Source organism: Desulfosporosinus sp. HMP52, from assembly GCF_000765145.1.
Taxonomy (GTDB): domain Bacteria; phylum Bacillota; class Desulfitobacteriia; order Desulfitobacteriales; family Desulfitobacteriaceae; genus Desulfosporosinus.
The window spans coordinates 56982-71978 of record NZ_JMGA01000012.1; the positions used below are offsets into that span (position 1 = coordinate 56982).

General features: G+C 44.5%; 9 protein-coding genes and 1 pseudogene. 8 read left to right on the top strand and 2 right to left on the bottom strand.

Translation table 11 applies throughout. The annotated features are described in order from the left end of the window. Nucleotides 1–239: 239 nt before the first annotated feature. Nucleotides 240–6005: an AAA family ATPase gene (locus tag DP73_RS04575; protein WP_165574383.1), complete on the top strand. Its 5766-nt coding sequence runs from the start codon at nucleotides 240–242 to the stop codon at nucleotides 6003–6005. Here the strand turns inward: DP73_RS04575 and DP73_RS04580 are convergent. Beyond that, entirely contained in the window at nucleotides 5956–6654 is a 699-nt protein-coding gene (locus DP73_RS04580) for a response regulator transcription factor (protein WP_034597829.1), read from the bottom strand. The two genes, DP73_RS04575 and DP73_RS04580, sit on opposite strands and share 50 nt — an antisense overlap. Nucleotides 6655–6780: 126 nt before the next feature. Between DP73_RS04580 and DP73_RS04585 the strand changes: the two genes are divergently transcribed. The 7 genes from DP73_RS04585 (at nucleotide 6781) to DP73_RS04610 (ending at nucleotide 14124) form a co-directional block, all read left to right on the top strand. Then, on the top strand, nucleotides 6781–7575 hold the full coding sequence (locus tag DP73_RS04585; protein ID WP_034597831.1) for a CpsB/CapC family capsule biosynthesis tyrosine phosphatase: 795 nt from the start codon (nucleotides 6781–6783) through the stop codon (nucleotides 7573–7575). Between the two features lie 250 nt (nucleotides 7576–7825). Then, nucleotides 7826–9214, top strand: a complete 1389-nt coding sequence (locus DP73_RS04590; protein WP_034597833.1) for a sugar transferase — start codon at nucleotides 7826–7828, stop codon at nucleotides 9212–9214. 222 nt (nucleotides 9215–9436) lie between these two features. Then, nucleotides 9437–9721, top strand: coding sequence for a hypothetical protein (locus DP73_RS23835; RefSeq protein ID WP_242865701.1), 285 nt, complete (start codon nucleotides 9437–9439; stop codon nucleotides 9719–9721). A 2-nt stretch (nucleotides 9722–9723) separates the two neighbouring features. Continuing rightward, a complete protein-coding gene (locus DP73_RS21965) occupies nucleotides 9724–10521 on the top strand; it encodes a sugar transferase (protein ID WP_242865696.1) in 798 nt (265 codons plus the stop codon). Between the two features lie 273 nt (nucleotides 10522–10794). Continuing rightward, nucleotides 10795–11829, top strand: coding sequence for a UDP-glucose 4-epimerase GalE (galE, locus tag DP73_RS04600; protein ID WP_034597882.1), 1035 nt, complete (start codon nucleotides 10795–10797; stop codon nucleotides 11827–11829). 265 nt (nucleotides 11830–12094) lie between these two features. Continuing rightward, entirely contained in the window at nucleotides 12095–13342 is a 1248-nt protein-coding gene (locus tag DP73_RS04605; protein WP_242865697.1) for a nucleotide sugar dehydrogenase, read from the top strand. Between the two features lie 14 nt (nucleotides 13343–13356). Next, entirely contained in the window at nucleotides 13357–14124 is a 768-nt protein-coding gene (locus tag DP73_RS04610; protein ID WP_242865698.1) for a glycosyltransferase family 2 protein, read from the top strand. Here the strand turns inward: DP73_RS04610 and DP73_RS04615 are convergent. Further along, nucleotides 14124–14962, bottom strand: a pseudogene (locus tag DP73_RS04615) (transposase); the annotation flags it as partial. The gene DP73_RS04610 and the pseudogene DP73_RS04615 sit on opposite strands and share 1 nt — an antisense overlap. Between the last annotated feature and the right edge of the window lie 35 nt (nucleotides 14963–14997).

Below are 14997 nucleotides of genomic sequence, written 5' to 3' on the forward strand. Positions count from 1 at the left end.
ATACAGATTAAAACGAGGTGCTCTTACCCGACAAGGGGTTAAGAGCACCTCGTTTTTCCGTATTATTCAAGAAAAAACTATTAATTATAGTTTTTGCAATATTTCTCAATGATTTGACAGGAAATTTAAGGCAAATAACGAATTACTATCAATAAAGTTCCTGGAAGAATTTCTAATTCTTTTTGAAAGGCGCTCAATATGGATTAAAGAATTTAAGTGGAGAAGAAAGGGGGAGAGCTTTGGATACAACACTATTAGAGTTTGAGGAATTAAAGCAACTATTAGTAAAAACCTCTTTGGACATCCAGAGTGTTCTGAGGATCGGACTTAAGATTGTTGACTCCCTTGCCCTCCTCCATGATCAGAAGATTGTTTACAAATACCTCCACCCTGGCAGCATTATGGTCAGTTCAGACCGAGAAAGAGTTGAGCTAAAAGACCAAAGTCTAGAGGGCTCGCCTCCTCCGGATCTGAATTACATATCCCCGGAACAGACGGGTAGATTTAATCGTCAGGTCGACACCAGGACGGATTTGTATTCCTTGGGAGCAGTCTTCTATTTCATGCTTAGTGGGGAACCTCCCTTTAACACTGAAGATCCTATGGAACTGATTCATAGTCATTTAGCAAAAGAAGCCCGCCCTTTAAACCGAATAAACCCGAGTATTCCCCAGGTCCTATCCGAAATTATCAACAAACTCTTGCAAAAAAAGTTGGAGGATCGCTACCAGACTGTGGAAGCCCTGAAACATGACCTTAAAAGATGTCTTGAAAGTCTCCGAGTTAAGAGTAGTGATAAGGACCTGGATCAAACAGATCAGATTGAACCCTTCGAAATAGCCCTCCTGGATAAAACCAGGAGTCTGGTCATACCCAATCAGCTTTTTGGTCGGGAAAAAGAGCTGGAAACTCTTAAGCAGGTTTATCAACGAGTGCTCAAAGGTCAACAAGAACTTATCTTCGTCTCCGGTTATTCCGGTGTGGGCAAAACCTCTCTGGTCAAAGGATTCCTAGACTATGTAGGGGAGATGGGCGGCACCTTTTTAGCGGGTAAATTTGATCAGTATAAAAGCAATGTACCCTACACAGCATTTATCCAGGCTTTTCAACCTTATTTAAGAAGAATATTATCGGAGAATCAAACCACCCTGGCAGCTTGGCAAGAGAAACTCATCAGAGCACTTTCCCCGAATGCCCAACTCATCATCGAGATCATCCCAGAGCTTAGGCTGATCATCGGCACCCAGCCTCCGGCAGCTGAGCTGGCCCCCCCGGAGGCGCAGAACAGACTTAACGATGTTTTCTTGAAGTATATCCAACTCTTCGCCACCCCGGAAAGCCCTCTCGTCCTTTTTATGGACGATTTGCAATGGACAGATCTATCCAGCCTTCGGCTTATCGAACAACTCATTGTTGATGGGTCCCGATCCATCCTGATCATAGGCGCTTATCGAGATCAGGAGATTGATGCTGCTCATCCCCTGCATATGCTCTTCAACCAACTTGAGAAACAGGGTCTAAAGGCAGAGGTCCTAGACCTGCAGCCCTTGGCCCTTGAGCATGTCAATGCTTTGCTGGCGGTCTCCTTGAGCCGTCCCCTCAAGGAGATCTTAGCCATCGCTGAAGTTTGTCACGCAAAGACCAAGGGGAATCCCTTTTTTGTGATTCAGTTCTTATACATGCTCAAAGAGGAAGGGCTTTTAAGTCTGGAGGCCAGGCAGTCTGTTTGGACCTGGAATCTATCGGCTATCTTAGACTGTAAGGTCACGGATAATGTAGTGGACTTAATGATTTCCAAGATCAGCAAGCTCTCTCCAGCCATGGTTGACCTCCTGAAACTGGCCGCCTGTATCGGCGGCAGCTTTGATGTTCATACCCTGGAGATCGTCACGGGAAAACCCGGCGAAGTTATTAAGGATACTTTGCAGGCAGCCGTGGAGTCCGGACTGATTCAAGGAGCAGAGGATCAATACAGCTTCATACATGACCGAGTACAGCAGGCGGTTTATTCTCTCCTGGAAGAGGAAACAAAAGCAGCCACCCATGGCAAGATCGGTAAGTTGCTCTATACCAAGCTGACAGGGCCGGAGTTAGAAAACCGTCTCTTTGAACTGGTGGATCACCTCAACCTGGGGGTAGGTTTAAGCACAGACCCATCTGAGAGATCCTTTCTGGTCAGTCTGAACTTTCGAGCCGGAATGAAGGCCAAAGCCTCCTCGGCATATGAACCCGCGCTAGAATATTTTAACTTAGCTAAACAGCTTACTGCCCCAGAAGCCTGGAGGACGGAATATCCCTTTATGCTGGAGCTGCATATTCAGCTGGCAGAAATGGCCTATGTCTGTACTCAGTTTGAGCGGGTGGAAGAGGTGGCGGCAGAAACCCTGGTGCACTGCCCAGACCTCTTAGATCAGGCCAGAATCTCAGAAATCATGATTGCTACCTATACTGCAGAGAATGAATTAGAAAAAGCCATGGCCATCGCAGAAAACACCCTGGAGTTATTAGGAGTTCCCTTTCCCCGGAAGCCTCACCTGGGTCATGTAATCATCGAGTATTTAAGAATCGCTTGGGCTTTAAGAGGGAAGCAAAAGGACGACTTGTTAAATCTGCCCCGGATGACAGATGAAAAGTATAAAACAGCCATGCGAATTCTAAACAGCACTGGGATTGGCAGTTATTCTGCCTCCTATTACGCCATAATCCTGATCGTCTTAAAGGCCCTGCGCCTTTCTCTGACCCACGGCATCACAGAAGAGACTATCGTAGCTTATTCCGGTTACGGCTATATTACCAACATGCTTTTTAAGAAAGCCAATAAAGGCTATGAATTTGGGCAATTGGCTCTCCGGCTCCAGGATAAGCTGGGAGTTTATCGCTTCGACAGTAAGATTCGGATGATCTTTAACATGGTGATTCGACATTGTCGAGACCCTCTCCGAGATGCCTTGGAGGACTTTCCCCAGACCTACCTGAGTGGATTTGCCTCCGGAGACTTACTCTCGGCAGGACACTCGATGATGCAGTACTTTGTCTGCTCCTATTTTTCCGGACGTCATCTCTCCATGATTGAAGCAGAAATGCAGGCCCACCGTCAGGCCATTTACAAGACCGGACATGAGACCTCCCAGCGTCTCTGCCAGATTTATCGCCAGACTGCCTTGAATTTTGCCGGATTATCCCCGGATCCCTGTGCCCTGGTAGGAGAGGATTTCGATGAAGGAAGTTTGCTGCCCATTTACACTAAGTCGAATGATCGGACCATCGTTTTTAATATCTACTTTCACCGGCTGATTCAGTACTACTATTTCCGTCAACCCGAGAAAGCCCTGGAGAATCTGCCCTTCCTTGATGAATACCTGGATGGAGTTCTGGGCACCTTCTGCTTACCCTTACTCCATTTTTACGGAGCCTTAGTCGCTGCGGCCAACTATGAACGCCTAAGCTATTCCAAACGGCGGCAAAGGAGAAAGAGGATTAAAAAGAGTATCAGAGCTTTAGAAAAGTTATCCCGGTCAGCTCCGGAGAATATCCTCAATAAGCTGTATTTAGTAAAAGCCGAGTTTGCCCGGCTGAACAGAGAGGAACTCAAAGCTGCCACTTGCTATGATTTAGCCATCCAGTATTCGGAAACCCATCAATTCATCCAGGAAGAAGCTTTGGCTAATGAACTGGCCGCTGAGTATTATCACGACCGAGGGAGAGAGGTCTCGGCTAAGTTTTATCTCCACCAAGCAATCATCGCCTACCATGAGTGGAGAGGGATGGCTAAAGTAGTAGACCTGGAACAGCGGTATCCCTTGCTCCTCCAGAGTCTGCCCTCTAAGGGCGGATCGGCGGAGGTACCGGATATGGACCTGGCCTCAATTCTGAAGATCGGTCAGGCTATTTCCAGCGAAATTGTTTTAGAGGACTTGCTCAAGCTGCTTATTCGAATCATGCTCCAGAATTCAGGAGCCAGAACCGTGGTATTCATCCTGAATTATGACAACCAACTAACTATTGAGGCGGAAGGGAAGGTCGAAGATAACTCTATACGCCTTCTCGAATCCTTAGATCTCGAAGCTCAAAGCAAAGGTCTGCCCATTAAGCTCATCACCTATGTGGCCAGAACGGGAGAAACGGTGACCTTAGACGGTGAACAGCAAGCAGCTTCTGTCCTCTGCCTGCCCGTGATCATCAAAGGAAAGGTCATAGGCCTCTTTTATCTGGAAAACAACCTGGCCCAGGGGATTTTTACCCGGGAACGGCAACAATTCTTACAGCTAATATCCGCCCAGATCGCTGTCGCTTTAGAAAATGCCAAACAGTATCAGAACCTGGAACGAATTATCTCCGCCCATACCCGGGCCCTGCAAGACAAAAATCTGGCCCTTGAAGAGAGCAATCGTAAGCTGGCAGAAGCCAATGAGAACAAAACCCGCTTTGTGGCTAATGTCAGCCACGAAATTAGAACCCCCCTCCAAGGAATCATGGGGATGACCAGCCTCTTAAAAAAGGAGGGTCAATACAAAGAGGAATATATTGATTTAATTCAATCCTCGGCAGCATCCCTGCTGGGAATCATTAATGATATTTTGGATATTTCCAGGATCGAGTCCAACCTTATCCTAATAGAAGAGAGAGGGTTTTGTCTAAGGGATTTAATCACTCCAATTCTGGATGCCTATAGGATCAAGGCTGAAGAAAAAGGGATTAGCTTCCTGGCTGAGATGAGCTCCGACCTCCCGGATTATCTCCGGGGAGATCCCTTGAGAATCAGTCAGATTCTCAATAATCTGTTAAACAATGCCCTGAAGTTTACCCATCAAGGGTCAGTAGAGCTTAACATTCAATCTATTGCTCACACCGAAACCAAGCAGGTGGTTCAATTCCAGGTTAAGGATACAGGCATCGGGATTTCTGAAATCAAACTGCTAACCATCTTCCAAAGCTTTTCCCAAGCTGACAGCAGCATCACTAAAAAATACGGTGGAACGGGGCTGGGCCTGACCATTGTTAGGCGCTTCGCAGAATTAATGCAAGGGCGAATTGAAGTGGAGAGTCAGGAAGGAGTCGGCAGCACCTTCTCTCTCCTTCTGCCCCTAGGAATTGCCAGTCCCCAGGAGATAGCTCTAAATGAGGCAGCGGTTAGCTTGGAGAATCAAGAGCGGGAGGATCTGAAGAGCTTAAGAGTCATAGCTGCCGAAGATAATCTGGCCAATCAGACCTATATTAAGCAGATCTTAACTTATCATAATTGTGCTGTGACTATGGTTAATAATGGCTTTGAACTGCTGCAAGCCCTGAAGTTTCAGGATTATGACTGTATTTTACTGGATAAGAATATGCCTATCATGGATGGCTTAGAGACGACGAAATTCATCCGTACCCTGGAAGGACAAACAGGCCGGCATATCCCTATCATAGCCTTAACCGCCTCAGCTATTCTGGGTGACCGGGACAGACTCCTCCAGCAAGGGATGGATTATTATTTGTCCAAACCTATTCAAGAAGAAAAATTATTGACTATCCTTAAGCAAGTGCGCCAGTCAGCAGGCTTGGCGAAGGAGAATCAAATACCTGAAGGGGAACCTGGTCAAAGGTGCAGGGAAGAGTGCAGGCCACAAGCAGACCTTCAAGAACCGGGTCAATTGATCAATCAGGAGATATTCCGCCAAGAAGCCAGACTTTTTGGCCGAGATGTGATGCTATTAAGTATTGAAGATTTCTTAGAAAATTACCAAACTTGGCTGGAGATAATTGGAACAGATCTGGAAGCCCACGACTCAGGGAAATTAGAAAAAAGCGCCCATCGACTGGCCAGCGCTTTATCTTGTCTTTATGCTATGAAGGTTTTTAAGACTGCGGGAGAACTGGAGCGGGCAGCAGAGGCTGGGGAGTGGCCCAGATCCCATGAACTGTACCAGGAACTCGGTGAATTAATGCCTCGTCTGGTGGAGGAGCTTCAGCAGGTTAAAGAGACATTGGCAGACGATAGCCCACATTCCGGACAGTCTCAATAAGCAGGGGACTCTGGCCTATTTCCTCCAGCTTTTTGCGAATTCTGCGGATATGGACATCCACTGTGCGAGTCTCCCAGAAGCCATCTTCCGACCAGACAGTATCGAGAATTTCCGCCCGGGTGAAGACTCGGCCCGGTCTTTTGGCTAAAAGGGATAACAGCTCAAACTCTTTGAAGGAGAGCTCTATCTCCTGATCGTTAACGGTGACTTTGCGACTAGACAGATCCATGACCAGACCCCGGAAGACTACTTTAGGAGAAGCTGTCCGATTGGAATCCGCCCTGCGCAGTACGGCCTTGATCCGAGCAATGAGTTCGTGGAAGCGGATGGGCTTGGAGATATAATCATCGGCTCCTAATTCCAGACCGATTACGTGATCAATTTCACTATCCCTGCTGGTCAGCATGAGCACAGGGACATAGCCATAAGTAGGATGAAGTCTTATCTCTCTAAGTGTATTAAGTCCGTCCATCCCAGGTAGGACCACATCTAAGAGAACCAAATCAATGGCCAGAGCATCCAGAATCCGAAGGGCATTCTCGCCGGATTCCGCCTTAATAGTATGATACCCGTTTTTGTTTAGGGCAGACTCCAGCATTCTTAAAACAATGGGATCGTCATCAACGATTAAGATATTGTTGCATGCCATAGTACTCCCCCTTCTGCTTGATTAATATGTTTAAATTAGATAATTTTAGGTGATTTACATTATTGTAACATATGTACGAAGATTTGTTACTTAGTTTTGCTAGAATTTATGTTAGGAGACGTTTAAATGATTGACACACATAGCCACATCCTCCCCGGTCTAGACGATGGGGCGAAGACTATAGCAGATTCCTTGGGGATAGTTCGTCAACTAGTTCATTCGGGATTTACAACTCTAATTGCCACCCCTCATGTGATGGAAGGAAGGGACTTCTTAAGCCCTGAGGAGATCCTGGCTGCTGTGGAGCAGTTGCGCAAGCATGTGGCAGAGGAAGAAATCCTGGTGGAGATTTGGCCCGGGGCAGAGAATTATATTTCTCCGGATCTGGGGAAATGGGCTGGCGAGGGTAAGCTGATGACCCTGGGAAATACGGGTAAGTATCTGCTCTTAGAGCTGCCCATGCTGGAGATTCCCCAGTATACGGAACAAGTCCTCTTTGACTTGCAAGTTCAGGGGTTGACTCCGGTGCTGGCTCATCCGGAGCGGAATAGGGGTCTGATCGAGAGGCCGGAGTACTTAGTTGAATGGGCGAATAAGGGAGTACTCTTTCAGATGAACTTGAGAAGTCTGAGCGGGAGGTATGGGCCCGAGGCTCAGGAATTGGCGGAAAGGATGCTGAGGAGTGGTTTGATTCACTTTGTTGGGTCGGATGCTCATCGGATTTCGCAGGAGGATGGGGTTTATCTTAAGGGGCTGGGGAGTGTCAAGGAGACGGCTGGAGAAGAGGGGTTCCGGGAAGTAACGTTGGAGAACCCTCGGGCGGTTTTGACGGGGGAAGGTTTGATGGGGGGAAGGGAGTATTTCCTACATCAACCAAATAAGAAGAAAAAGAGAAGATTTTGGGAGTTGTTTCGAAGATAGAAGGATATCTGGAAGAAGAAACATGAGATTGACTCGGATTGTGGCGAAGATTACTGGAATTGTGGTTATAGTGTAGGAATTTTTTGATTAGTGTGTGAAGGATATTACTTTCTTATAGGGAAATATATGGAGTGCATTTGGTCCTGGGACTGAAGACCTAATTAAATTAATGGAACTTGGCTCGGATAAGGGGATTATGATATGAATGTAATCTTACTTACGGGTGGATCAGGAAAAGGGAAGTGGAACAATGCTGAGGGAACGGGGAATAACTGAAAATATATCTGAACTAGTAGACATTGTTCTGATTGCTATAGGCTTTTCTTTAGCTATTGAAATCTATCAAATAAAGAATGTCGTAACAAGTAATAGTTGGCCAAGGTACTTTGCAGTATTCTTGATCTACTTATTAGCCTGGATCATCGCCAGCAATTCTTTAAAAGTCTATCAATCACGCCGTTTCATGTCTGTGCGGCGTGAACTAAGCCAGATGATGAAAGCTCACTTTTTCTCATTTGCAGTAAGTATGATAACTACTTATCTTTATAACCCGAATATACTGCGCACACGCTTCTTCTTCTACTTTGGGGCTTTTGCAGTGAGTTTGACCATTGGAATGCATATTGTGACACGGTTGGCTTTGGAAGCAGGGAGGAAACTAGGCAGAAATACTCGTTATGTATTGATTCTGGGTGGAGGCTCTGCTGCTAAGCTATACTTACAGAAATTAAAGGATAACCCTCAGTTAGGTTATAGAGTTATAGGGTATATTGCCCCAACTAAAAATGGTCTTGAGATACCTTACCTCGGGGATTACTCCAATCTGGAATCAATTATACGCATGAATATCGTAGATTTAACGGTTGTTACAGCGCTGATTACGGAAAAGGGAGTTCAAGAATCCATTGAAATTCTGGATGTCATGGGTAAAACAGTGGCTGTACTTCTCGACGATATTGTGACGAAGGTTTCTCGCAGCAGGCCTATGGATTTCGGGGGGCTCTCAATGGTTGTGTATGATAGCCACCCCAGACGGCCTTGGCATGAAGCCGCTAAACGTGGGATGGATGTTATTTTATCTGGGGCTGGTCTTATTGTGCTTAGCCCGGTCTTTGCTTTAGTAGCTTTAGCTATAAAGTTAACCTCCAAAGGGCCGGTAATATTTGCTCAGGAAAGAGTTGGGTTAAATGGACGGGCTTTTAACATTTATAAATTCCGGTCGATGGTTGTTAATGCCGAAGAACTTAAGGAACGGTTGGCACATTTAAATGAAATGAGTGGGCCGGTTTTTAAGATTGCTAATGATCCGAGAGTGACAGCAGTGGGTAGGTTTATTCGCAAGACAAGTATTGATGAACTGCCTCAGCTGTACAATGTTTTTCGAGGGGATATGAGTTTAGTTGGGCCAAGGCCACCCTTGCTCAGTGAAGTTAATTTGTACAATTCTAAGCATCGGAAAAGGTTGGCGGTTAAGCCGGGGATAACGTGTATTTGGCAAATTAGTGGCAGGAATGAAGTGGACTTTGATCAGTGGATGGAAATGGATGCTGAGTATGTGGAGCGCTGGTCGTTGTGGTTGGATTTGGGGATATTGGCTAGGACGGTTCCGGTGGTGTTGGGGAGGAAAGGTGCAAGTTGAAAATAATGATATAAACTGACGCTACTAAGTTGGATTGTCATCAAAAAATTTAGTTTAGACCTAGCTCTACAGTATAGGAACCGCTTAGAGGAGATATGAGCGCCTAATCAGCGTACCGGTCTAGACGATTCATACCAGCGATCCTTGAAGCAAGACAGCTGATTATTACTCATTTTGGCTACCTTCGGTATAACCATTACGGCTGTAACCTTGTACCAGCCCATGCTAATACATAACCGATTTGTATTCTACTTCGAGGCTATAGCGATTTGTCTTACATTAGGCGTCCACCTAATTGTGCGGCTGGTGTTGCAAGCTTGGCACTCGATAGGCAGAAATACACGTTACGTACTAATCCTAGGCCACGGTCAAGCTGCTCACTCTTATCTAGATAGAATTAATAAAAATCTCCAATTAGGTTATAAGGTAGTCGGTTTTTTAGCCCCAGAACGCAATGGCCTGGAGATACCTTATTTGGGTGATTATTCGAATTTACAAGCGTCATGAGTATGAAAATTGTCGATGTAACCGTCGTTACAGCACCATTATCAGATGAAAGAGTGAAGAATTGTCTTGAGTTACTGGATCTAATGGGGAAAAATGTAATTATTTTATTAGACGATACTGTAGCTAAAGTAACACGAAGCAGACCGGTTGATTTTGATGGACTGCCCATGGTGGCCTATGATGGCCGTCCGAGACTTCCTTGGCAGGTACTGTCTAAGAGGGTTATGGACGTTGTTTTGACGGGAATGGGTTTGATTGCTATAAGTCCAATTTTATTAGCTGTTGCGATTGCCATTAAAGTAACCTCAGATGGACCGGTTTTCTTCGGTCAAGAACGGGTTGGACTGAATGGGCGGACTTTTAAAATGTATAAGTTTCGATCGATGGTTGTAAATGCGGAAGAGCTTAAGGCGAAGTTGACACATTTAAATGAGATGAGCGGGCCGGTGTTTAAGATTACCAATGATCCGCGGGTTACCTCGGTGGGTCGGTTTTTAAGGAGGACCAGTTTAGATGAGTTGCCGCAGTTGTGGAATGTGCTGATCGGCGAGATGAGTCTGGTAGGCCCGCGCCCGCCATTGCCGAGTGAGGTAAATATGTATGATCCGAAGCATCGAAAGAGGTTGGCGGTTAAGCCGGGGATTACCTGTATTTGGCAGATCAGCGGACGGAATGAAGTGGATTTTGAAGAGTGGATGGAAATGGATGCTGATTATGTGGAGCGGTGTTCGCTTTGGATGGATGTGGAAATATTGGCTAGGACGGTGCCAGTGGTTTTTATGAGGAAGGGTGCGAGCTAAGCTGTACTTTTACAAGCGTCCATGAATATGTCGAGTTAACTTTTGATCCTACTTTGCAATAACAGAGCTTTTCAACTCTTTGGGATATCAATTCATTTCCTCCTCCTGTGTTCCTTCAAGGATACTTTCTCATAGCTCCTACGTCAACTATCCTATTGTTCGTAGAGAAGGAAGAGTTGATATAGCTTCTTAATCGCAAAAACGGTCCAGAAGGACAAGGCAGAGAAAAAGGACACCGGGACAGGGATGTCCACAATGGAGTGTAAAGATAAGATGAAAATTCTGGTAACAGGTGGAGCCGGGTATATTGGCTCACACACGGTAATTGAATTACAGGCAGCGGGCCATGACGTAGTAGTTGTAGACAACTTGGTTAATTCCAGTGAAATCGCTCTGAAGAGGGTTGAGAAGATTACTGGAAAAGAGATTCCGTTTTATAAAGTTGATATTAGGGACAGGGAAAGCATAGACCGTGTGGTTCATCAGTTTAAATTCGGCTGTTGTATCCATTTTGCGGGCCTTAAAGCGGTTGGAGAGTCGGTTTTCCTCCCTTGGGAGTACTACAATAACAATATAACTGGAACGCTGGTTTTATTGGATGTGTTGAAGAAGAACAGTTGCAAGAATATTATTTTTAGTTCTTCTGCTACTGTGTACGGCAACCCGGCTGTGGTTCCGATTACAGAAGAGTGTCCTAAGGGAGAGTGTACCAATCCTTACGGCCAGACGAAGTCGATGTTAGAGCAGGTAATGATGGATATGCAGAAGGCGGACGTAGTAAGTAGCGATCCAAACCCGTGGAACATCGTACTGCTACGTTATTTCAACCCTATTGGGGCTCACAAGTCTGGCACGATTGGAGAAAACCCTAATGGTGTTCCTAATAACTTGATGCCTTACATTACTCAGGTGGCTGTTGGGAAGTTAGAGAGGTTAGGGATCTTCGGTTGTGACTACGATACTCCGGACGGTACGGGGGTTCGTGATTACATCCACGTCGTAGACCTTGCGAGAGGCCACGTAAAGTCACTTAAAGCTATTGAAGAAAAGTGCGGGGTAGAGATTTTTAACCTGGGCACTGGTGTAGGGTACAGTGTGCTTGACGTTGTTAAGGCTTTTGAGGAAGAAAACGGAGTGAAAGTTCCGTATGTGATTAAGGAAAGAAGAGCCGGGGACATCGCGGAGTGTTATAGCGATCCGAGTAAAGCGTATGAGAAGTTGGGCTGGAAGGCTGAGTACGGGATCGTAGAAATGTGCCGGGATAGCTGGAAGTGGCAGAAGAATAACCCGAATGGATTCGAGGAGTAGTTGTGTGAGTAGACACACGGTTTATGTAAGAAAGAGGTACACAGTAGTTGTGTGTGGAGAAAATTGGATAAAGCAATGTGCGGAATCGCGGAATCGTTGGATTCACAGGTAGAAAACAAGCAGCACCAATTCTATTAGATGGATTGAATAAGCTCGAATATAGAGGTTATGACTCAACGTTTCAGTGGCTAAGGGCCTTGATGTTGATAAGCCGAGAAATCTGAAACGGTAGAATAAATTAAAGAGCACTAAGGGAACGATGAAAATGAGAAAATATGACTATTTGAAAATTGCTGTGGCTGGCACCGGATATGTTGGTCTGTCAATTGCCATTCTTTTAGCACAGCACCATGAGGTTAAGTCTGTGGACATCATACCAGAGAAGGTAGAAAAGATTAACAGAAAAATTAGTCCTATTCGGGATAATTATATTGAAAAATATTTGGCAGAGAAGGATTTGAACCTGGTGGCTACAACAGATGGCGAGGCTGCTTACGCTGATGCAGATTTTGTTGTGATTGCTGCTCCTACCAACTATGACTCTGCAACTCAGCATTTTGACACAAGTGCGGTTGAAACTGTAATTGATTCAGTCATGAAAGTTAATCCTGAGGCTGTAATGGTTATCAAGAGTACCATTCCTGTGGGTTATACAGAGAGTATCAGAGAAAAAAAGAATAGTAAGAATATCGTATTCAGCCCGGAATTTCTCCGTGAATCCAAGGCTCTGTATGACAATTTGTACCCAAGTAGAATTATCATCGGTTGCGATGAACAAACTAGAGAAGAAGCAGAAGTGTTTGCAAAGTTGCTACAGGAAGGGGCTCTCAAAGAAGATGTTGATACGTTTTTTATGGGATTTACAGAAGCAGAAGCTGTCAAACTGTTTGCTAATACTTATCTAGCACTTCGTGTGTCTTATTTCAATGAACTTGACACTTATTCTGAGATGAAGGGACTGGATACTAAAGCCATAATCAATGGTGTTTGTCTTGATCCTCGTATTGGTAGGCATTATAACAATCCGTCTTTCGGATATGGTGGTTATTGCCTGCCGAAAGATACAAGACAGCTTCTCGCTAACTATGCAGATGTTCCTCAGAACATGATGTCTGCCATCGTTGAAAGTAATAGAACAAGAAAAGACTTTATTGCAGATCAGGTTCTAAAAATGGCAGGCTACTACGATTATTACTACCGTAGGGATTACAGAAAAGAAGACGAAAAAAGCTGTGTAATTGGTGTGTACAGACTTACCATGAAGAGCAATTCCGACAATTTCCGTCAGAGTGCAATCCAGGGGGTTATGAAACGCATCAAAGCCAAGGGTGCAACCGTAATCATTTATGAACCAACTCTTGAAGACGGAGAGACTTTCTTCGGAAGTAAGGTCGTTAATGATTTGGATGAGTTTAAGAAGCAGAGCCAGGCAATTATTGCAAACAGATATGATAGCTGTTTGAATGATGTAGTTGAGAAAGTTTACACGAGAGATATTTTCCAAAGGGATTAAAGGACTGTCTATAGATGAATATGCAGGATAAAATATCAATAATAACTCCGTCATGGAACAGTGAAAAGTATATAATTGATACCATTCGATCAGTTCAAGCGCAGACATATACAAACTGGGAAATGATTATTGTGGATGATTGTTCCTCCGATAAAACCGTTCAAATAGTCGAAAAGATTGCAGCTGATGATCCAAGAATTAAAATATTAAGACAGCTCGTTAATGGTGGAGCAGCAAAGGCTAGAACACGTTCTATGCAAGCAGCCACCGGACGCTTTATTGCATATCTGGATGCAGATGATATTTGGAAGCCGGGAAAATTGGAGAGACAAGTTCAGTTTATGAAGAATAAGAATTGTGGTTTTTCTTGTGCTTCATACGAAGTAATTGATGATTCGGGTAATAAGTTATATAAAGAAGTCCACATGCTTCCGAAAGTGGATTATGTCGGATTTCTTACCAATAACCTTCTTCAGACTGTCGGAATAATGGTTGATACTGAAATTGTAGATAAGAAGTATTTGGTTATGCCAGATATCAGAAGAAGACAGGACGCCGCAACTTGGCTACAAATATTAAAAGCCGGATTCGATTGTTATGGACTTGATGAAATTTTAGCAGAATACCGTAGAGCTGCTAATTCATTAAGCAGTAATAAGCTTAAAGCTGTTAAAGGAATCTGGATGCTATATAGAGATATTGAACATCTTTCCTTACCGTTTAGTTGCTATTGTTTTATTAGATACGCATTTTTAGCTGTGTGGAAGAGAATTTATGTTTGAACATGAACTGAACCAAGAATTTCTGCTTTAGTGTTTTTGGGGATTTTAGCATAAAGCTCACTTAGGCTTAATGCATTTCCCTCGAAACAATAACGTTGTTTAAGCTCTTTACCATCCCAATAGTGTGAAGTCCCTTATCCATCAGTTTTTGTAGAAGCGGAGCATGAGTAAACCAACTATCCATCGAGAATCCCGCCTTGAGAGCGCTTTCAGGAATTTGGTCGACGGCATCAGGTTTAGAATTCATTGCTTCCATGCGACGCTTATAGCCGATGGATCGTTTGTCCAAGTCCTCTCGCATTTCACAAAGACGGTTTTTAACCCTTAGCCGAACTCATCAACGTAAAATCTATGGGTGCAAAGCTGTAGCCATCAGACCAACCCAACGTGAGTAAGCTATAACCACAGATAAAGCGACCAGAAACATGGTCAAAGATTCGGGCTAAGAGTTCAACCTCTTACTCCTTTCTCGTCCCATGACAGAATCATCGACGATAAAAACACGGATACGCTGTGCGGAGGTGAATTTTTCAAATCGCCCGACAACCTTAAGACTGAGTAACTGATAGAAACGTCTCCAGTTATAACGGGATTCATTAAGAAATCGATAAACGACGTCTTTACCTGGAAGTAACTCTGCTCGGCTGCCTTCTAGTAAGCGTTACAAATTACGGCCTTGGAAGACTAACTGAAATATGATTTGGAATACGGCGAAGCTTGAGACCCCATAGGATTTACTGATTCCCGTTGTTCGAAGAAGTTGACTTAACTTAAGTGAAGAAAAAATTAAAGAAAGTTGATTTTGACGCTGTTCAGACAGAGAGTTGTGTTGTAACATTTAGATACGCACCTTTCTGGTTTGGATTTAATGGT